20 protein-coding genes are annotated in these 19,841 nt (G+C 42.3%); 10 read left to right on the plus strand and 10 right to left on the minus strand.

Annotated elements, in window-relative coordinates; all coding sequences use genetic code 11:
* The first annotated feature begins 81 nt into the window (after window positions 1-81).
* Window positions 82-594: a glycine cleavage system transcriptional repressor gene (locus AACW90_RS04635; RefSeq protein ID WP_390231489.1), complete on the plus strand. Its 513-nt coding sequence runs from the start codon at window positions 82-84 to the stop codon at window positions 592-594.
* Window positions 595-726: 132 nt separating this feature from the next.
* On the opposite strand, the gene AACW90_RS04640 is transcribed toward AACW90_RS04635, so the two are convergent.
* Complete coding sequence (locus AACW90_RS04640) at window positions 727-1,275, minus strand: NAD(P)H nitroreductase (RefSeq protein ID WP_390231492.1); 549 nt, start codon at window positions 1,273-1,275, stop codon at window positions 727-729.
* Window positions 1,276-1,375: 100 nt separating this feature from the next.
* Entirely contained in the window at window positions 1,376-3,379 is a 2,004-nt protein-coding gene (locus tag AACW90_RS04645) for an oxidoreductase (protein WP_390231494.1), read from the minus strand.
* Between the two features lie 221 nt (window positions 3,380-3,600).
* Between AACW90_RS04645 and sppA the strand changes: the two genes are divergently transcribed.
* Window positions 3,601-5,457, plus strand: coding sequence for a signal peptide peptidase SppA (sppA, locus tag AACW90_RS04650; protein WP_390231497.1), 1,857 nt, complete (start codon window positions 3,601-3,603; stop codon window positions 5,455-5,457).
* A gap of 150 nt (window positions 5,458-5,607) precedes the next feature.
* Here the strand turns inward: sppA and AACW90_RS04655 are convergent, their stop codons facing one another.
* Window positions 5,608-6,816: a methyl-accepting chemotaxis protein gene (locus AACW90_RS04655; protein ID WP_390231500.1), complete on the minus strand. Its 1,209-nt coding sequence runs from the start codon at window positions 6,814-6,816 to the stop codon at window positions 5,608-5,610.
* Window positions 6,817-7,304: 488 nt separating this feature from the next.
* Here AACW90_RS04655 and ansA point away from each other — a divergent pair, with 488 nt between their 5' ends.
* Window positions 7,305-8,318 (plus strand): asparaginase, encoded by a 1,014-nt coding sequence (gene ansA, locus AACW90_RS04660; protein ID WP_390231503.1) that lies wholly within the window; start codon window positions 7,305-7,307, stop codon window positions 8,316-8,318.
* Between the two features lie 298 nt (window positions 8,319-8,616).
* On the opposite strand, the gene AACW90_RS04665 is transcribed toward ansA, so the two are convergent.
* Window positions 8,617-8,898 carry a YeaC family protein gene (locus tag AACW90_RS04665; RefSeq protein WP_390231506.1) on the minus strand — a complete coding sequence of 94 codons (282 nt, stop codon included), beginning with the start codon at window positions 8,896-8,898 and terminating at the stop codon, window positions 8,617-8,619.
* A 109-nt stretch (window positions 8,899-9,007) separates the two neighbouring features.
* Between AACW90_RS04665 and AACW90_RS04670 the strand changes: the two genes are divergently transcribed.
* Window positions 9,008-9,823, plus strand: coding sequence for a DUF2989 domain-containing protein (locus AACW90_RS04670; RefSeq protein WP_390231509.1), 816 nt, complete (start codon window positions 9,008-9,010; stop codon window positions 9,821-9,823).
* Between the two features lie 71 nt (window positions 9,824-9,894).
* On the opposite strand, the gene msrB is transcribed toward AACW90_RS04670, so the two are convergent.
* A complete protein-coding gene (gene msrB, locus AACW90_RS04675) occupies window positions 9,895-10,302 on the minus strand; it encodes a peptide-methionine (R)-S-oxide reductase MsrB (RefSeq protein WP_390231511.1) in 408 nt (135 codons plus the stop codon).
* 338 nt (window positions 10,303-10,640) lie between these two features.
* Here msrB and gap point away from each other — a divergent pair, with 338 nt between their 5' ends.
* The 4 genes from gap to AACW90_RS04695 all read left to right on the plus strand — a co-directional run bounded on the left by gap (window position 10,641) and on the right by AACW90_RS04695 (window position 14,121).
* Window positions 10,641-11,636, plus strand: coding sequence for a type I glyceraldehyde-3-phosphate dehydrogenase (gene gap, locus AACW90_RS04680; protein WP_195703887.1), 996 nt, complete (start codon window positions 10,641-10,643; stop codon window positions 11,634-11,636).
* 90 nt (window positions 11,637-11,726) lie between these two features.
* Complete coding sequence (locus AACW90_RS04685; RefSeq protein ID WP_390231515.1) at window positions 11,727-12,608, plus strand: D-hexose-6-phosphate mutarotase; 882 nt, start codon at window positions 11,727-11,729, stop codon at window positions 12,606-12,608.
* A gap of 210 nt (window positions 12,609-12,818) precedes the next feature.
* On the plus strand, window positions 12,819-13,637 hold the full coding sequence (rlmA, locus tag AACW90_RS04690; protein ID WP_390231518.1) for a 23S rRNA (guanine(745)-N(1))-methyltransferase: 819 nt from the start codon (window positions 12,819-12,821) through the stop codon (window positions 13,635-13,637).
* 127 nt (window positions 13,638-13,764) lie between these two features.
* On the plus strand, window positions 13,765-14,121 hold the full coding sequence (locus AACW90_RS04695; protein WP_390231521.1) for a hypothetical protein: 357 nt from the start codon (window positions 13,765-13,767) through the stop codon (window positions 14,119-14,121).
* 385 nt (window positions 14,122-14,506) lie between these two features.
* Here AACW90_RS04695 and AACW90_RS04700 read toward each other — a convergent pair whose 3' ends face one another.
* Together AACW90_RS04700 and AACW90_RS04705 are read right to left on the minus strand one after the other, a co-directional pair.
* Window positions 14,507-14,650, minus strand: coding sequence for a hypothetical protein (locus AACW90_RS04700; RefSeq protein WP_390231524.1), 144 nt, complete (start codon window positions 14,648-14,650; stop codon window positions 14,507-14,509).
* A gap of 130 nt (window positions 14,651-14,780) precedes the next feature.
* The gene (locus tag AACW90_RS04705; protein ID WP_390231527.1) at window positions 14,781-15,248 is read right to left on the minus strand and encodes a YcgN family cysteine cluster protein; all 468 of its coding nucleotides are present in this window, start codon (window positions 15,246-15,248) and stop codon (window positions 14,781-14,783) included.
* A 135-nt stretch (window positions 15,249-15,383) separates the two neighbouring features.
* Here AACW90_RS04705 and AACW90_RS04710 point away from each other — a divergent pair, with 135 nt between their 5' ends.
* Both AACW90_RS04710 and aqpZ read left to right on the plus strand, forming a co-directional pair.
* Window positions 15,384-15,632, plus strand: a complete 249-nt coding sequence (locus AACW90_RS04710; RefSeq protein ID WP_390231530.1) for a YkgJ family cysteine cluster protein — start codon at window positions 15,384-15,386, stop codon at window positions 15,630-15,632.
* Window positions 15,633-15,817: 185 nt separating this feature from the next.
* Window positions 15,818-16,510, plus strand: coding sequence for an aquaporin Z (gene aqpZ, locus AACW90_RS04715; RefSeq protein ID WP_390231533.1), 693 nt, complete (start codon window positions 15,818-15,820; stop codon window positions 16,508-16,510).
* A gap of 43 nt (window positions 16,511-16,553) precedes the next feature.
* Here the strand turns inward: aqpZ and recR are convergent, their stop codons facing one another.
* From recR to dnaX, 3 genes are all read right to left on the minus strand, one after another.
* Window positions 16,554-17,153, minus strand: coding sequence for a recombination mediator RecR (recR, locus tag AACW90_RS04720; protein ID WP_390231536.1), 600 nt, complete (start codon window positions 17,151-17,153; stop codon window positions 16,554-16,556).
* Between the two features lie 19 nt (window positions 17,154-17,172).
* Window positions 17,173-17,505, minus strand: a complete 333-nt coding sequence (locus tag AACW90_RS04725; protein WP_195703896.1) for a YbaB/EbfC family nucleoid-associated protein — start codon at window positions 17,503-17,505, stop codon at window positions 17,173-17,175.
* A gap of 80 nt (window positions 17,506-17,585) precedes the next feature.
* Entirely contained in the window at window positions 17,586-19,799 is a 2,214-nt protein-coding gene (dnaX, locus tag AACW90_RS04730) for a DNA polymerase III subunit gamma/tau (protein WP_390231541.1), read from the minus strand.
* Between the last annotated feature and the right edge of the window lie 42 nt (window positions 19,800-19,841).

Here is a 19,841-nt window from a genome sequence, read left to right on the forward strand (position 1 = left end):
AAAACATGCCTCAATAATGAGATAGAGCCTTGTAAAATAGTTAAAGTTGCTGCTTACTTACCGCGAAAAAGGAAATCCATTATGAAGCATCTCATCATCACTGTTATTGGTAAAGATCGTCCTGGTCTGGTTGAACTTCTTTCCGATTCGGTATACCAAAACAATGGTAACTGGCTAAGTAGCCGATTAAGTAAATTGGCAGGTCAATTCGCGGGTATTCTACAAATCGAAATAGACGAACAACACATCAAGGCGTTAAGACAAGCATTAGATCAAATTGAAGAGCTTCAGACCCATATCGTTGAAGAAAAAAGTCAGACATTATCATCGCCAGTACTCCATTACCTTACCGTCACCGTTAATGACCGCCCCGGCATAGTCAAAGAAGTGACCGCTCAACTAAACCAGTTGGAAATCAACATCCACAAACTCAAAACCCACACACAAAGTGCGCCGAACTGGGGCTACCCAATTTTTCTTGCCCATTTTCAGTTATCGCTGCCAGACGGTATAGAGCTCAGTTTTGTTCAACAGAAGCTTGAAATGCTTGCCGATGATCTAACGGTTGATATTGATGAATCGTCACCCGTTTAAGTAGCGAAACGTTGCATCGCGTTATATTGAATCTAGGCCAATATAACGCGATGCAAATGTCAGAGGGCTGCCCATTTGGATATCATTACGAAATTAAATAGTGGTACGTATGCCTCAACCAAAATCGTCCAACTACAAGTACTCAACAAATTTTGTCAGATCTCGTTCAGGTACTTTCATCGGTGTACAACCTGGTGTCCCTAGATAGAGAAAACCAACTATTTCGTCGTTCGTTTCCAAAGCAAAAGCCTCACGAACAACAGGATGAAACATCCAAGTACCTGAACGCCAAAAACCTTGAAATCCTTGTGCTACTGCCGCCATCTGCATCGACTGAGCCGCGCAACCTGCCGACAAGTGTTGTTCGAAGGCGGGCACTTTATCGTGAACGGTCACCTTTGCGATGACCGTTATGACCATAGGCGCGCGAAATGGTGCTTTCGCCAGTTTGTCTACAACCCCCTGCTCGCTCTTCTCCGCATTCGCAGCACTGACCAGAATATCAGCCAGTTTTTTCAGCCCTTCCCCTTGAGAAATGACGAAACGCCATGGGGTTAATCCGCCATGGTCTGGAGCTCGTAATCCTGCTTTTATTATATTCTCCAGTACTGCACCACCAGGAGCCGGTTCAGATAACTTAGCAATTGAACGACGATTTAATAATAACTCCAATGCATCCATACATGCCTCTTATGCTTTCTGTTCTTTTTGGCGAGAACGGTTAATGAGAATAGTTATTAATACTATTACACTTTATTCACATTTGAATCAATACTTTGATTTAGATTTTTAACGCCACCTCTAAACCTTGACGTATCGCCCGAACCGCATCCAACTCGCCGGCTTTGTCCGCTCCCCCGATAACATGCAGCTTTCCTTTCAGTTCAGGCCACTTATTTTCAAATGGTCGAACAGACTCTTGGCCAGCACAGATAACGATTTTGTCCGCTTCTAAAAGCTCTATCTTGCCGCGGTTATCAATCGTTAGCCCTTTGTCATCGATACTCTCATAGCCCACACCACCCATCAGGTTTACCCCTCTTTTTTCGAGTGTGCGTTTATGGATCCAACCCGTTGTTTTACCCGGCCCTTTACCTACGCGACTCTTCCGTCGCTGTAAGACCCAGACGGTCATATCGCTGATCGGCTCTGGATGCGGATACAACCCACCCGGATGACTCAAGTCGGTATCGATTCCCCAGTCATGTAACCAATCATTGAGGTCATTACCTTTTGGTTCAGTCAACATAGTGGCCACATCAATACCAATACCACCAGCACCAACAATCGCTACCTTGTCACCTACTGGTGTTTTTTCTCGTATCAATGTTTGATAATCGATGACCTTATCTTGGTTATCGATGCCTTTGATCTCTGGTATTCTCGGCGCCACACCTGATGCCATAATGATGTCATCATACCCAGACAAATCGTCAAACGTCACTTCAGAGCTAAGCTTTAGATTAACACCTGTTTCGTCGATACGGTTGGCGAAATAACGAATCGTTTCTCTAAATTCTTCTTTACCTGGTATCTGCATCGCGAGTCGAAACTGTCCACCAATACGATCACTTTTTTCATAGAGATCAACGTGATGTCCACGTTCCGCAGCAATGGTAGCAGCAGAGAGCCCCCCGGGACCAGCACCAACAACGGCCACTTTTTTAACTATTTTGGCAGGTTGAATCTGGATTTCGGTCTCATAACAAGCGATTGGATTCACCAAGCAACTTGCTCTTTTCCCTTGAAATATGCTGTCCAAGCAAGCTTGATTACAACCGATGCAGGTATTAATTAAATGCGATTTTTCTTGTTCAGCTTTTACCACAAACTCTGGATCGGCTAAGAAAGGGCGAGCCATAGAAACCATATCGGCATGCCCAGCTTCTAACACTCTTTCAGCATCTTCAGGCGTATTGATGCGATTGCAAGTGACCACTGGCACCTTAAGGTGAGGTTTAAGTTTTTCCGTTACCCACGTAAATGCCGCTCTTGGGACCTGAGTCGCAATAGTAGGAATTCTGGCCTCATGCCACCCTATTCCACTATTGATAATGGTCACGCCAGCATCTTCTAACGCTTTCGCCAACATAATAACGTCATCAAACGTGCTGCCTTCTTCGACTAAATCCAACATAGATAATCGGAATATAATAATAAAATCTTCACCAACCACTTTGCGAATCGCTTTGACTATCTCTAAAGGAAAGCGCATCCGTTTTCTATAATTGCCACCCCATTCGTCATATCGCATGTTGGTGCGCTTACAAATAAATTGATTGATCAGATAGCCTTCTGACCCCATAACTTCAACACCGTCATAGCCCGCTAGCTGAGCTAACGATGCACTATTTGCAAAGGCTTCTATCGTCTTTTTAATCTGGCGTTCGTTCATCTCGCTCGGTGCGAATTTGGATATCGGCGCTTTCATCCCCGACGCGCTTTGCGCAAGTGGATGCATGGCATATCGCCCAGCATGCAATATTTGCAGGGCAATTTTTCCACCCTGTTTATGCACCGCTTCAGTCACTATTTGGTGTGCTTTGGCATGCTTAGGTTTACTAAATTCCGCGCTTAATGGATGCAGTCGGCCGCGAAAATTGGGTGAAAAACCACCCGTAACTATCAGTCCAACACCACCTTTCGCTCGCGCCTCATAGAACGCAGCTAATCTACCTAACCCTTCTTTATGCTCTTCAAGGCCGGTGTGCATGGACCCCATTAATACTCGGTTTTTTAGTTGAGTAAATCCTAAGTCGAGAGGCTCTAATAATTTTGGATACATAATCGTTTCACTTCTGCTTCATAGATGCGTCAACGGATGATGCGCACGGTTTTAATTATAGTCAGACTAGAATATTCACTCTACGATCAAAAATCAAACAACTGTTTACATTTGTGCAACATTGATCAATGTAAGATGTATTTTTTGTGATTATGACGTAGGATTAACTTACTCAACTTAACTCTTTGTAAGCAACTGCTTATCGCATTTGTGGGGAAGGCATGAAAAAAATATTTAAATTTATCGGTGGCACAATAAAATGGGCTTGGAAAATCATCAACTTCATTCGCCTTGCTATCTTTAATCTGTTTTTCTTTATTATTATTGGATTAGTCTATCTAGGTTATACCCAAACAAGCCAAGTAATCGAACCACCACAAGTCAAAGAGACATCTGCACTTGTTCTTAATCTTGCCGGACCGATCGTAGAACAGAGACGGTACATTAATCCGATGGATTCAGTTACTGGTTCTCTGTTTGGTCAAGAGCTACCAAAAGAGAATATACTTTTCGACATCGTCGATACGATTCGATACGCGGCCGATGATGAGAAGGTGTCTGGTTTAATCATTAGCCTAAGAGATCTACCGGAAACCAGTTTAACCAAGCTTCGTTATATCGCCAAAGCGATCAATACCTTTAAAGAGTCTGGTAAACCTGTTTACGCTATCAGTAGTTTTTATAATCAAAGCCAATACTATCTAGCCAGTTATGCCGACAAGATATACATGGCACCTGATGGCGCGGTGATGCTTAGCGGTTATGGCACCTATCCTCTTTATTACAAGACTCTGTTAGAAAATTTGGATATCAATACCCATGTATTTAGAGTCGGGACGTACAAATCAGCGATAGAACCTTTTATCCGCGATAATATGTCAGATGATGCAAAAGAGTCGGCTTCCGCTTGGTTAACGCAGTTGTGGGCTGCCTACATTGATGATGTTACTTCAAACCGGGATATAGACGCTAACTCGGTAAACCCTTCCATGGATGAGTTTCTAATAAATCTTAAAGCGGTTAATGGTGATTTGGCAAAGCTTAGCCAACAACTTGGATTGGTCGATGAATTAGCCACGAGGCAAGAGATCCGCCAAGCAATGGCAGAAGCGTTTGGTGCCAAAGGAAAAGACAGTTACAACGCTATCGGTTACTACGAATACCGCAACACTGTCACGCCAGAATATCAACATAGTTCTAACGATATTGCGATTATCGTTGCAAGCGGCACGATAATGGATGGAGAACAACCTCGTGGTACTGTAGGTGGTGACACAGCCTCAGCATTATTAAGAGAGGCAAGGAATGACGACAATGTAAAAGCTGTCGTGTTGCGAGTGGACAGCCCAGGCGGCAGTGCATTCGCTTCTGAGGTTATCCGTAACGAAGTGGAGGCGATAAAAGCAGCAGGTAAACCCGTTGTCGTCTCAATGTCGAGTATGGCCGCGTCTGGAGGGTACTGGATATCTATGGGGGCGGATAAAATCATTGCGCAGCCAACGACGTTAACCGGTTCTATTGGTATTTTTAGCGTTATCACCACATTCGAAAAAGGCCTCAACAAGTTGGGCGTCTATAGTGACGGAGTGGGAACGACTCCGTTTTCTGGTATAGGAATTACTCGTGGCATCCCAGATAAGGCTGGCGAGGCTTTTCAGCTTGGTATTGAGAATGGTTACCAACGGTTTATTGGCCTAGTAGGCCAGAGTCGTAACATGTCAGTAGAAAACGTGGATAAGATTGCCCAAGGGCGTGTATGGACCGGTTTTGATGCGATGAACGCTGGCTTAGTTGACCAGATGGGTGATTTTGATGACGCAGTCAAGGTAGCAGCCGAGCTCGCAAATGTTGAAGAGTACAATCTCTATTGGGTAGAAGAACCGCTTTCCACAACAGAGCAACTTTTGCAGCAAATATCTGAAAATCTAAATGCCTCTTTAGGGATGGATATATCGACCTTGTTACCTGAGGTTTTACAACCAATCTCTAAACAACTGATAGCAGACACAGAATTACTCAGCACCTTGAACGATCCAAAGGGCGTCTATTCGCTCTGTTTAACGTGCGAAGTAAAATAGCTTTTTCAAATTAACTTGATTCATATTTAGTTTGAAGAGTAATGCACCGGATTAGACTAACCGCATTCACTTAGTTTAATCCGGCATATAATTATTAACACACAGTTATTATAGCGTTCTAATATAGCTTACTTACATTCCGATCTTTGCTTATACAATAAAATTATTTATTTTTCCATCCTGATGCTTAATCAAACTCATAACCATATTGCATTGGCGATTTACTTCATTTACATTTTCGGTAGTTTCTTTGGTTAATTCATACACCGCATTAATACTCCGATTAGCGGCACTAACTACTGTCGCTTGTTCTTCAGTTGCCGTTGAAATATGATTGCTAGAATTACTCATTTTTTCGATTATATTCACAATCAAATCAATTGAATCGTCAACAATAACCGACTTTGTAACGCAGTCATCAATCAGCGTTATTACCTCAGACTCCATTACTGTACTTACATTGTCAGTTCCTGACGTAATGGTTTCAACAATTGCGTTAATTGTCCCTGTCGATTCTTGTGTTTTTTGTGCGAGTACCCGTACTTCGTCAGCGACAACGGCAAAACCTCGCCCGAACTCTCCTGCTCGAGCCGCCTCTATAGCCGCATTTAATGCAAGCAAGTTTGTTTGATCGGCTATTCCACTAATAATATTAATTACGTCATTAATTTGTTCACTTTCTTTTTTAAGGTCTCGAAGAGAATTGTTACACGAAACGATAGCATTATGGGCCGAGCTTACTGATTCGGTGGACGCAGTAACAAGCTCTTTTGTGTTTTTAGTTGATGTTAAAGCAACCTGTGCATCAATCGATGAAAGATCTGTACTTTGCGCTACACTGACAATACTTGAGTTCATTTCATCACTTGCTGTCACAATTTGTGTTATTTGTGACTCTTGATTTATCACCATTGTATTTAGATTATCTGTTATCGTTTTAACACCTTCCATACCATTAACAATCACTTTATTGTTATCGACAAGATCTTTTACAAGGTCATGAACCGTTACTCTAAATGTACGCAAACCCAATGCGATTCTTCCAAATTCATCATCTTTAAATGTACCCATATTCAAGCTATTACAAACAGGTCCTTCTCGTAAGTCAAAGTTTTGTAACTGAACGATATGTTCGGCTAAGATGTCAATTTTTGGAATAGTACTTTTATACATTATAATTATTAATACACCAGAAATACACAATGTCATTAACATGAAAATATTTAGCATCGATGTCATAACCTCATTAAGAAGCCCTATCTTTCCACCTACAAAAACAAACAGTTCTGCACACATAGTTGATATAACACAACATAATGTCGTTAACATTTTAGACTTTACAGATTGGGTTTTTTTCATTTTATTTCTACCTACTATTTTTATTCTAGCCAAGTTATACAGACAATATTAAAAACAGACATTCATCTCAATCTTCGTATTATTTTGGCTGAAATAAATACATATACAGATTAGACATCAATAGCAAATACTATCCAATAATTTATGAAGTATGCGTAATTTTCATAGCCAATGGGCGTCAATATATATTAATTTTTCGGTGCAGTTATTAGCATACAAAATTAAATATATTTTAAAAATGCCATCTGCTTTCAGTTTTTAATACGTTCTTTCTCTTCGAGTCAAGATTGGTACATACGATAGAAAGAATTGCGACGTCGCGAGGATGTGACGCTAGATGTGAAACTTACCGTATTGACTAAATGAACACTCAATCTTAATTAGGGAACGAGACTAAGCATTTATGTTACTCAAAAACCAACATATAAATACGGATTCTATTGACGCATGCGTTATAATTGTTTTTTACTCAGAAAACACGACTCAAGATGACTAAAAAACATATCTATATCGCCTATACAGGCGGCACAATAGGAATGCAAAAATCCGAACACGGTTATATTCCAATCGCAGGGTTTATGGAAAAACAACTGGCTGGCATGCCTGAGTTTCATCGTGAAGAGATGCCAAATTATACTATCAACGAGTATGAGCCTTTAATCGACTCCTCTGATATGTCTCCTAAGGATTGGCAATTCATTGCGGACGACATCAAAAAAAACTACGACAAGTATGACGGTTTCGTTATTCTGCACGGTACCGATACGATGGCATTTACGGCCTCTGCACTCTCATTTATGTTCGAAAATTTGGCGAAACCCGTTATTGTCACCGGTTCACAGATCCCGCTATCAGAACTCCGTTCTGATGGTCAGGCTAACCTACTAAATGCTCTGCATATTGCCGCTAATTATCCAATAAATGAGGTCACGCTCTTTTTCAATAATCAGTTGATGCGTGGCAACAGAAGTACAAAAACTCACGCCGATGGCTTTAGTGCGTTCACATCACCTAACTTACCAGCTCTTCTAGAAGCGGGAATCAATATCCATGTACGTAATGGCGTCACTGTCGATCTAAAACCAGACGGGGACTTTAAGGTGCATCAAATTACACCACAACCGATAGGTGTCATTACCATGTATCCCGGCATTTCTCATGAAGTGATCCGAAACACGCTAAGACAACCTGTTAATGCAATGATTTTGCTTACCTTCGGTGTAGGGAATGCGCCTCAAAATCCAGAACTTTTGGCCCATTTAAGAGAAGCGTCAGATAGAGGTGTTATTGTCGTCAACCTGACACAGTGTTTGGCAGGAAAGGTCAATATGGGAGGCTATGCAACGGGTTGTGCGCTTGCGGAATCAGGCGTGATTAGCGGCTATGATATGACTCCTGAAGCGGCTTTAGCAAAACTGCATTATCTTCTTAGTCAAAATCTAAGCTATGAAGAAATAAAAAGTGAAATGCAAAAAGTATTAAGAGATGAGATGTCACTTTAAGCATCCAATTCATCATCTCCACGTCTGATTTTTCACTCTAAAAATACTCATCATCCCATATTACCCGTCAATCCCCACGAAAGTGTAATGTTGTTCGGTTAGTGCTAAATACTTCGTCATTCCCGTGAAAACGGGAATCTTGGTGGGTTTAGATCCCCATTTTCATGGGGATGACGTTGGTTTTCGTGAAAGTAGGCCAATTTTCATCGGGATGACAGGTTTAGATAACGTTGACCAAACAACATCGCACGAAAGTGGGGACCTGAGCGACTCACGTTTACCTGATGATAAACACAAATCAATCGTTCACGTTAACCCGAACAATATCATCTTCTCCGACTGCAAAATCTTTTTTAAATTCAGCCTTTGATTTGAATTTTATTTCACCATCAGCGCCAACAGACATATGTTCTGGATTGGCATTGTATTTCGCTTGATACATCATCACTGCCTGCATGCAGGAATCTCTCTGTTCCTGAGTCAGCACTGCACCTTCTGGCCATTTACCCGTTTCAACTGCATACTGCAATCTTTCATACGCCTCAGGTGTTATCGCGTTTATCAACTCTTCCGTATTCACAGCATTGGTTTCCTTTTCTTGACTTTATACAACACATCAAGTTAGCTACGCTTTATAGATAGTCAATCATCAATGGCTGAATAGTAGTAACTGATCACAAGCATTAAATATGAATATACAAAAAAACATCGTATTGCTTTCTTCTTGTCTTGTTTTATTCGGCTGCTTCGAAGGCAGAATGAACACCAGTAAACTGTGTGAGAACAATCCGGCGCTTCGCTGCGATCAACTCAACATGGATGATGGGCAATGTCGCGTCGCGAGAACCGATCTAATTTGGCATCGTAAAGAGGTAATAGAGTCCCCTACTGATAGTAATTTGATAAAAGAATTTCATTATGTAAAGGCGTATCATAAGTGCCTAGAACTTGCGGCACAAATTGAACCTACCAAAGTAAAAAATAGAAAAGAAATACGCTTTAATGCTCTCTTACATACTATCGATGAAGAGAAACGGTTAATCACAGAATTATCAACACACGACACACCAGAAACGCTCTATTTCTTATGGACCCAAGGGCAGAATAGCGCCATACGTCAGTTTTTAAAGCTAGAAAAAAGTGGTCAACTTAATACAGCAGAACTGCAATACGCGTTGGCGACTTACTATATAACTCGCGATCAAGGAAAAACGGTCAAGCTACTCAATAACGCCTTGAAACTAAGCGATAAAGATAATCTTAACATAGGTATCCTTGAAGCGTTGGCAAGCGTTAATCATGCGCTGAAAAGACCAGAACGCGCTTACGCGTGGGTTCTGGTTAGTAAAGAGTTTGGTGTACCGGTTGCGTCGGAAAGAGATCTTAGCGTCCTTTATAGTTTCTCTCCAGAGAAGAAAGAGCAACTTGAGACAATCGCAGATGACATTGTCGATGCAATTGAGGACAACAATTACAAAACCTCATTGATAACTAAAGTAAAATAGAGAATTCTCGACGTTAAAATAGGTTATAATTGATACAAAAATGAAATAAAAATACAAAAAACATCAAACTATCAGACGTTTTTTGTATTTTTAGTGAAAGTTAACGACACTGAATTAACACAGTACCTATCTCCAGTGGTTTCTGGCCCATCAGGAAAAACATGCCCCAAATGGCTATCGCAACTGGCACAACGTATTTCGACTCGCTTCATGCCGTGGCTAATGTCTTCTAAGTAACGGATAGCGGAGTCATCGATAGCAGAATCAAAACTCGGCCATCCGCAACCAGAGTCATATTTATGATCGGAATGAAATAGCGGCTTCTTACAACAAGTGCAAAAATATTCCCCTGATTCGCGATTATGCAACAACTTTCCAGAAAATGGGGCCTCAGTACCTTGTAGCCTACATACCTGAAACTCTTCTTTTGTCAATGAGTTACGCCATTCTTGATCTGATTTTATCACCTTACCTTTCATCTCGTTTTCCCCAATTTTCTTTCCTTTTTTTATATTATTGATCGATTTCACGATAAAAACTTGCTTATTTATTGCTTTGTAGCACATATTTTTCTGATTGAACCTGCGTTCATGGGGTTGCAATTCTTCTCTTCGCCCTTCATCATCGGTTCTTAAGTAACAAAATTTTGTAAATTGGTCGCAAAAAGTAGTCGCTCATGAAACTAAGTTGAAAAAAGGCATTATTTTTTTGACTTTGAACAAGATAAGAACGATTATCTGTTGCAGATAATTACAGTATTCTGTAATTTTACAACCAGTTTATATTTCATCAGAAAAAAGTTGTGGAGCAACAAATAATGACTATCAAAGTAGGTATTAATGGTTTTGGCCGTATCGGCCGTTTTGTATTTCGTGCATCTGTAGAACGCACTGACATCGAAGTTGTTGGTATTAACGACCTTATCGACGTTGAATACATGGCATACATGTTAAAATACGATTCAACTCACGGCCGTTTTAACGGTACTGTTGAAGTTAAAGATGGCAACCTTGTTGTAAACGGTAAAACAGTACGTGTAACTGCTGAGCGCAACCCAGAAGACCTTAAGTGGGATGCTATCGACGTTGACGTTGTTGCTGAAGCAACTGGTCTTTTCTTAAATGACGAAACTGCTCGTAAACACATCACTGCTGGTGCTAAGAAAGTTGTTCTTACTGGTCCTTCTAAAGATGCAACGCCAATGTTTGTTATGGGCGTAAATGACAGTACTTATGCTGGTCAAGATATCGTTTCTAACGCTTCTTGTACTACTAACTGCCTAGCTCCTATTGCTAAAGTTCTTAACGACAAGTTCGGTATCGAATCTGGTCTTATGACAACAGTTCACGCGACTACAGCAACTCAAAAAACAGTAGATGCTCCTTCAGCTAAAGACTGGCGTGGTGGCCGTGGTGCTTCTCAAAACATCATCCCATCTTCAACTGGTGCAGCTAAAGCAGTAGGCGTTGTTCTTCCAGAACTAAACGGCCTTCTAACTGGTATGGCTTTCCGCGTTCCAACTGCAAACGTTTCTGTTGTTGACCTTACTGTTAACCTTAAGACGGCTACTTCTTACGAAGCTATCTGTGCTGCTATGAAAGAAGCATCTGAAGGCGAGCTTAAAGGTGTTCTAGGTTATACTGAAGACGCTGTAGTTTCTCAAGATTTCATCGGTGAAGTTCAAACTTCAGTATTCGATGCGGCTGCTGGTGTTGCTCTAACGGACAAATTCGTTAAAGTTGTATCTTGGTACGACAACGAAATCGGTTACTCAAACAAAGTTCTTGACCTAGTTGCTCACATCTCTAAGTAAGCATTAGTTTGAGGCTTTCTTTGAAAGCATAAGAAAAGGCGGCCATTGTGTCGCCTTTTTTGTTTCTATAATTTAAGGAAAGTAATCCCTATGGAAAAATATCTTCCCGTCATTGGTCCTCTTGCCGACCATGTGACCGTCATCGAAAAAGATGGCATCAAGATCATTCGCGTTGCTCACCCTAAAGCAACGGCAGACATCTCTTTACATGGTGGGCATGTTCTTTCGTTCAAACCAACAGGCCAAGAAGATGTTATCTGGCTTAGTGACGAAACTGAATTCGAGTCGACTAAGGCAATTCGTGGTGGCATCCCCGTCTGCTGGCCTTGGTTTGGCCGACTTGCTGCCCCTGCACACGGTTTTGCTCGTACAAGTTTGTGGCATCTCGTTGAACACAGAGAATCAGATGATGGGGTTATTATCTGTTTAGGCCTTGAAGAGAGCGAAGAAACAATGGCTGTATGGCCATATACATTCCAAGTTCGTCTATATGTTGAGGTGGCGGACGATCTTAAAGTCACGCTCGAAATCAATAATACGGATAACAAGGCATGGCAATTTTCCGGCGCACTCCACACCTACTTCAATATCGCTGATATTCGCGACACAGTGACCACTGGTATGGGGTTGGAGTATGCGGATAGTCTTCAGAATGGCAAGATATGCCAAGGTGGAGCGGAACTTCAGCTAACGGATACCGTTGACCGCGTTTATACTCACCCAGAAGAGACGATCGAAATTGCTGATCCAAACAATAACCGTGTTATCGTCATTAAAAACAAAGGCGACAATTCTGCTGTTATATGGAACCCTTGGGAAACTGGCGCTAAAGCAATGAGTGATATGGCAGACGACGGATACAACACCATGTTATGTGTTGAATCAACCTACCATGCAACAAGCATGGAAACGGGTAAAACACTTCAACCTGACGAAAGCTACCAGCTCATCACACAGATCAGCGTCAAATAGTATCCATACATTCGCCGCCTTTTCCGTAAGACGTGAATCTATACTGGTATTCGATCCCCACTTTTGTGGGGATGACGGAACTAGGCAACCTTAAGCGATGACATCAAAGCCCTTATCGAAAGCACAGCAACGAATAGATTCTCTCTATCACTCGAAATAACTCACACATAACGTTACAATCTCAGAATATTCTCACTGCCTAAGTTGCTCATGCTTTATCAATGCCCACTTTGCTCTGCAAAACTAAAACAAGAACCACGCTTTTACCAATGCGCTAATAATCATCAATTCGATATCGCTAAAGAAGGTTACGTCAATCTGATCCCTGCGAATAAAAAACGCTCGAAAAATCCGGGTGACAATACTGAAATGATGCAAGCAAGGCGACGTTTTCTCGGCAGTGGTCATTATGCTCAGTTACAGCAGCAAGTAGCAAACATCTGTTTAGACAAGTTGAACAATACCCATTTTAACCTGTTAGATATCGGCTGTGGCGAAGGCTATTATACCAATGAAATCGACTATCAGCTTAGGCAAGCTGGGTATGAACCTAACGTGTTTGGATTGGACATATCAAAGGTTGCTATCAGGTATGCGGCAAAAAAATACCCTCTTTGCCGCTTTTCGGTTGCTTCGAGCCAGAATTTGCCATTCTTAGATCACTCTCTTAATCTAATATTACGCATCTATGCCCCATGTAATACTGAAGAGATGAATCGATGTATCGCCGAGAATGGCGTCGTCGTAACTGTCACACCTGCTGCACGGCATCTATATCAACTGCGTGCACTCATTTATGAAGATGTCCGCCTGCATGACGAAGCCCCCGAAACGATTGACGGCTTTACTCTCGAGCACGAAACGCACCTTAACTACCAGATGAATTTAGAAGAATCTGAATCACTCGATCTGCTACAGATGACACCATTTGCCTGGAAAGCGACCGACTCGGTAAGACAACAATTAGTAAATACCCCTGCATTTATTTGCGAGGCAGACTTCATGATAAGGGTTTATCGAAAAAATTAACTCATACCTTATTAATTGGTCTAGTTATTGCTTAAATTAACTACACACAGAAAACGGCAATAATAGTTAAACTTTTTGCCGTTTATGTCGATACCTAATTTATAAGAAGAAATCATTGAGGCAATCTATGACGCCAGTAGGGAATACTAACGCTTCCACGTTACAAGCGACTCAGGCTAAACAAGCCAATTCTCAACCTCAGTCGTCTGAAACGAAAGAGCCGTTCACGCCACTGAAGGTCGAAAAGAATAAAGTCACACTGTCTGATGAAGGTAAAGCCTTACTAAGCGCTTTAAAACAGATCGATAAAGAAGCGAATGAGACTGAACACGTCAAACCAACTAAAGTCGAATCCTTTACTCACGGAGCTCTGGGCCTAGACCATCCAGAAGAAATAGAAGAAGTCGAGGACACTAGCTATACGGCAGGCCAATACCTCAAGGGTGCTATTTCGGTGGGTGCAATTTTATTAGCGTTGGCATAAAGACAACCTATCGTTCTATTTTTATGTTACGCAATGTAGATTTTGCTTTATACATGTCTTTTGCAACCACAAGCGCAAAACCGAATACGACCAACATACCTATAAATTCGAACATTCCTTACCTCTAACATTAAAAGTGGATCAAGATCACATTTTACAACGTAAATCACTTTAATGAAATAGGATAGTGCGAAAAGATACTGCAATTGTTCATTGTTTTTTATTTTAGTCAAATTGAGGGATAATTGAAGGGACAGCGATCTTATCCACTAGAATGAAATGGCGAGCCTTGATTTAGTTCCATTGAACTCGACAACAAAGCTATGTGTACATGAATAGCAAAAAGAATCCGCCTACGTTGGTGGCTGATTCTGTACAGTATTGGTTACATCATTTTACGGAAATGAACACGCTTGATATCACGAAGACTTTTGTGAATCTTGTCTATCGCTTCTGGTATGCCTTGACCATAGGGGCCTACTAGCCGTACATAGGCTAGTTTGAAAGGCTCTAACACGTGAGTTTCCATTAATCCTCCCTCTATATCCATGTTAAAAGCAGCTTTGAGTTCGGTATGCATTTCCACGTCGGAGCATAGGAATGAAGACATTGACGATTATTGATAATGCGGATTTTTTATGAACATTCGGTAGACAACGCTAACCTTTGTCAGGGCTGATTTCTAGAGCGTCTCTATTCGGGTGATTCTGAATGTGGTCCTCCCAATTAACCACGTCAATTTCATACACTACCTTGCCACGGACACTTTCCCCTGCGGCATGCATTGCTGACTTAGAACCAGTAATAAGTGGATGCCACTTAGGTAGGGATTTGCCTTCCGCAAGTATTCGGTAGGAGCAGGTTTCTGGTAACCAATTAAACTCGGAAATTTTATCCCTGCTTAATTTAAGGCACTCTTCTCCAGATTCAAAACGGTTTGGATAATCTTTGCAACTACAACTTTTACTGTTAAGCCAACTGCACGCAACGTTGGTGTAGTAGACTTGATCGGTGTCTTCATCCATTAATTTGTGTAGACAACATTTACCGCATCCGTCACAGAGAGATTCCCACTCACTTTCTGTCATGTCTTCTAGAGATTTTTCTTGCCAAAATGCGTTTGTCATTGAAGTCTGCTTAATTTCTATTTAGGCGGGTTTTATACCCCTACACCTGTAAAAGTGCAAGAAAATAGTTGCTGAACAGTAAAGGGACTTTTGTTACTATCGCGCTCCATTTTATCGTTATATAAAGGGTTAGGTATGGAGTGTCGATTAGGATGTGGCGCATGCTGCATCGCCCCAAGCATATCTTCATCGATTCCTGGAATGGAGAATGGTAAGCCCGCGGGTGTTCGCTGCATTCAGCTAGACGACAATAACCTTTGTAAGTTATTTGGTCGTTCTGAACGGCCTAAAGTCTGCCATGACTTCAAAGCCTGTCCTTCACTATGCGGTAAATCAAATCAAGAAGCCTTCGAGAATATCCAAGAACTAGAGCGACTTACTTAAAGCGCTCAGTTTCGTGTTCTACTTGACTTCCAAAACGGAATAAATCAGCACAAATTTTCTTATTTATTGGAATCTACACATTAATTAGCATTTATCTACGCTATCGCTTCCATAATGCCAACGCAAAACCATCCGTTAATGTCTATAGTTCTCATGTTATTTATCTGAATTTTAAGGCTATTAATATGAATAAGTACATTGCTGAACTGTTTGGCACGTTTTGGTTGGTCCTTGGCGGTTGCGGCAGCGCTGTATTGGCCGCAGCATTCCCTGATGTAGGTATTGGCTTACTTGGGGTTTCTCTCGCCTTCGGTTTAACCGTACTAACCATGGCCTATGCAATAGGGCATATATCTGGTTGTCACCTCAACCCCGCTGTATCTATTGGGTTGTGGGCGGGTGGACGGTTTGAAGCAAAAGAACTTATGCCATACATTATTTCACAAGTCATTGGTGGTGTGCTTGCCGGAGGGGTTTTATTTATTATCGCGTCCGGCCAATCTGGGTTTGATGTTGTCGCGTCTGGATTTGCAGCAAATGGTTACGGGGAACACTCTCCTGGTCAATATTCCATCATGTCCGCACTCGTTATTGAAGTCGTTATGACCATGATGTTTCTTGTCGTCATATTAGGCGCGACCGATAAACGAGCCCCTGCTGGATTTGCCCCTATTGCTATCGGTTTATGCCTGACTTTGATTCACCTAATTAGTATTCCCGTCACGAACACGTCTGTGAACCCCGCTCGAAGCACTGGTGTCGCGTTATATACAGGTGATTGGGCAATGTCGCAGCTTTGGCTTTTCTGGGTAGCCCCTATTATTGGCGCTGTTCTCGGGGCGATGGTTTATAGGGTAATTAGTAAAGAAGAGAGTTAAATTGACACTTAAATAGTAAGGGTTGCCAATCGGCAACCCTTTTTTATAGTTTTTGTCTGCCAAGCAATGAGTGGGACAAGGTTGTACCATCCACAAATTCAAGTTCACCACCAACCGGCACGCCATGAGCAATGCGGCTCGCATTTACACTGTGGGCATGACAAAGCTCAGCGATGTAGTGTGCCGTAGCCTCCCCCTCAACCGTGGGGTTAGTAGCAAGAATAACCTCATTGATGTTGCCTCTTTGTAAGCGGTAGTCCAGTACATCTAATCCAATGTCACTAGGGCCTATACCATCCAATGGAGACAAATGCCCCATCAAAACAAAGTAACGCCCAGAAAACTGCCCTGTCGCTTCTACCGCCGCGATGTCTGCAGGGCTTTCAACCACGCAGAGCAAGCCATTTTCTTGACGTTTGATGTTAGTACATATGTGACAAGTCTCTTCTTCGGTAAAGGTTCGACATTCACTACAATGGCCTATTTCTGTCATTGCTTTGGACAAGGCTTCAGCAAGCTGTAGGCCGCCCTTTCTATTTCTCTGTAACAAATGAAAGGCCATACGTTGTGCCGACTTGGGACCAACCCCAGGAAGACATCGTAAGGCCTCCATCAATTGTTCCAGCATTTGACTGGTGCGCATAAATATCGTCTATCTATACTTAGAAAGGCATTTTCATACCTGGCGGTAACTGCATCCCACCAGTTACTGATGCCATTTTCTCTTTTTGAGTCTCTTCAACACGGCGAGCCGCATCATTGAAAGCCGCTGCAATTAAATCTTCTAGCATTTCCTTGTCGTCTTCCATCAAGCTTTCATCGATATCTACACGACGTACACTGTGAGAACCTGTAATGGTTATTTTAACAAGGCCAGCACCAGATTCACCAGTGATTTCCATCTTTGCGATTTCTTCTTGAAGCTTTTGCATGCGATCTTGCATCTGCTGGGCTTGCTTCATCATGTTACCCATACCGCCTTTACCACCAAACATTTTGTTTCTCTCTGGTTAAGTTGATTTATGTCGATTCACGTCTAATTAAATATGGGGTCAATTACAGTATCTTCAACCCTTTAAATTGGTCTAACACTTTCTGGATCTAATTCAGCTGCAAATCGTGTCTGAATAAACTGAACGTTTTTATCTTCTTCAAGCGCTTGATGCGCTGAGTGGAGTTTGTTCTTGTATATAGCCTCTCGCAACTCAAGGGGCGTTTGCCCTTTATCGCTTATTTCTACTGTAAGATGACAATCCTCACCCAGAACCGTATTTAGTGCGCTAAGCAACTCGCTTTGTGCCTTACCTTTATTAAGGTGAGCTTGCGAGGCTCGCAAACTTAACACAACGGTTGAATTTTGTTTCTCATAGGACGAATTGAGTGCAAGTTGTTCCACTAACTTAGGGATATCTAGCTTCTGAATGAGCGCTGACCAGTCATCTTGAGTAACGGCTTCATCGATGAGTTTTTCTGTCATTTCAGGTGTTTTAGTGTGTTCTAAGGCCTGCTTAATTTGTGTTGGGGTAAGTTCTGTTTTCTCTTCTTCAACGACTAGTGGTGTCAACGCTTTCCATTGATAAGGTTCACTTTCACTTGCCTCTTCCTTTACTTCAACAGCAGAACGCTCACTAGAGATATTAGGCGACACCAGTTTAGCCGCACTATGTTGCGATATGCGCTCTATTGCGGTGGTAGGTGGTGCCGCTTTAGGCTTTTTTCCGATATTACTCACTGTAGGGCTAGAGGTTGAAACTTGTGCCCTCTTTGATCGAAGCTGGTGTCTCAACCCTGCTATGGGTGATTTTTGTATAGGTGCAATCTCTTCCACAGGCGTTGATTGCTGAGCAACTTGGGATGCCTGCGAGTCATGCTCTGAGTGTTGTTCGACAATCATCGACTGTTGAAAGGTCTCGTGTGCCATATACTCAGCGGTAGACGAGTCATCACTCATCGGTGGATAATCATCTTCTGACGGCATTGGAGGCCTATCTGGATGATAGGTGTTTTCTTCCACGGGCGACGGTACCGGCTTTTGCTCATTGACTGCTATCGATGACTTTTCCACATTTAGGGCGGGGGTGGCCTTCTCTACTGGCGCGGCATCAACCGTTGGCTTCAATTGCGGTTTCTGCTCTGCTTTCGCCACGGCTACCGGCGCTTGCGGCTGTTCACTTGGCAATGTTATCGCACTTACCGACTCAACTTTTACTGGACGGAATGCCATCATTCTAAGCACTGTCATCTCTAGCCCTATCCGAGCTGAAGGTGCTAGAGGCAAATCCTGTCTGCCTTTTAAGGCAATTTGGTAATAGAGCTGTACATCCTGAGGCGCCAAATTCTGACTTAAGAGGTCTATCTTCTCCGCATCAGGTTTGGATTTATCTAGCGATGCGGGGAGAGCCTGAAACATAGCGACACGATGCAGTTGGCTGGCTAATTCTTGAAGCAGGTTGTCCCAATCTACCCCATTTTCCGCTAATCGTTGAACAGCGGACATTGCGTGAGTAATTTGTTTACTCGCCATTGCTTCTAGTAAATGAATGGCTTGATCCGTGTCGAGCACGCCAAGCATACTTGAGACAATTTCTGTTGAAACGGTTCCGTTTCCTAACGCAATGGCCTGATCCGATAGACTTAAGGCGTCACGCATACTGCCGTCGGCCGCATGCGCTATCATTCCTAATGCTCTTTGTTCGGTCACGATGCCTTCGTGCTGCAGTATCGTATCCAGTTGTTGATGAATAACATCAACACTGATTGGCTTGAGGTGAAACTGCAAGCATCGAGATAGAATGGTGACTGGTAGCTTTTGAGGATCCGTTGTCGCCAATAAAAATTTGACGTATTCAGGTGGTTCTTCAAGTGTTTTAAGAAGGGCATTAAAACTATGCCTAGAAAGCATATGCACTTCGTCAATCAGATAAACCTTAAAGCGACCTCTTGCTGGTTTATATTGAACGTTATCGAGTAGTTCTCTGGTATCTTCAACCTTTGTTCTCGACGCTGCATCGACCTCTAAAAGATCAACAAATCGACCTTCATCAATCTCTTTACATGTGTCGCACTGACCACAAGGTTTTGCAGTAATACCTGTTTCGCAGTTCAGTCCTTTAGCAAATAAGCGCCCAATAGAAGTCTTACCCACACCACGAGTCCCACTGAATAGGTAGGCATGATGAAGCTTATTCTGGCTTAAAGCATTTTCTAATGCGGTCAGTACATGAGACTGTCCAACAACTTCATTAAAATGGGAAGGGCGCCATTTGCGCGCTAAAGCTAAGTAACTCATTCAATATTTCCAGCTTAGATTGTCTTCGTGAATGTTGATCGA

The sequence above is a fragment of the Vibrio frigidus genome (assembly GCF_042465995.1).
Taxonomy (GTDB): Bacteria; Pseudomonadota; Gammaproteobacteria; order Enterobacterales; family Vibrionaceae; genus Vibrio.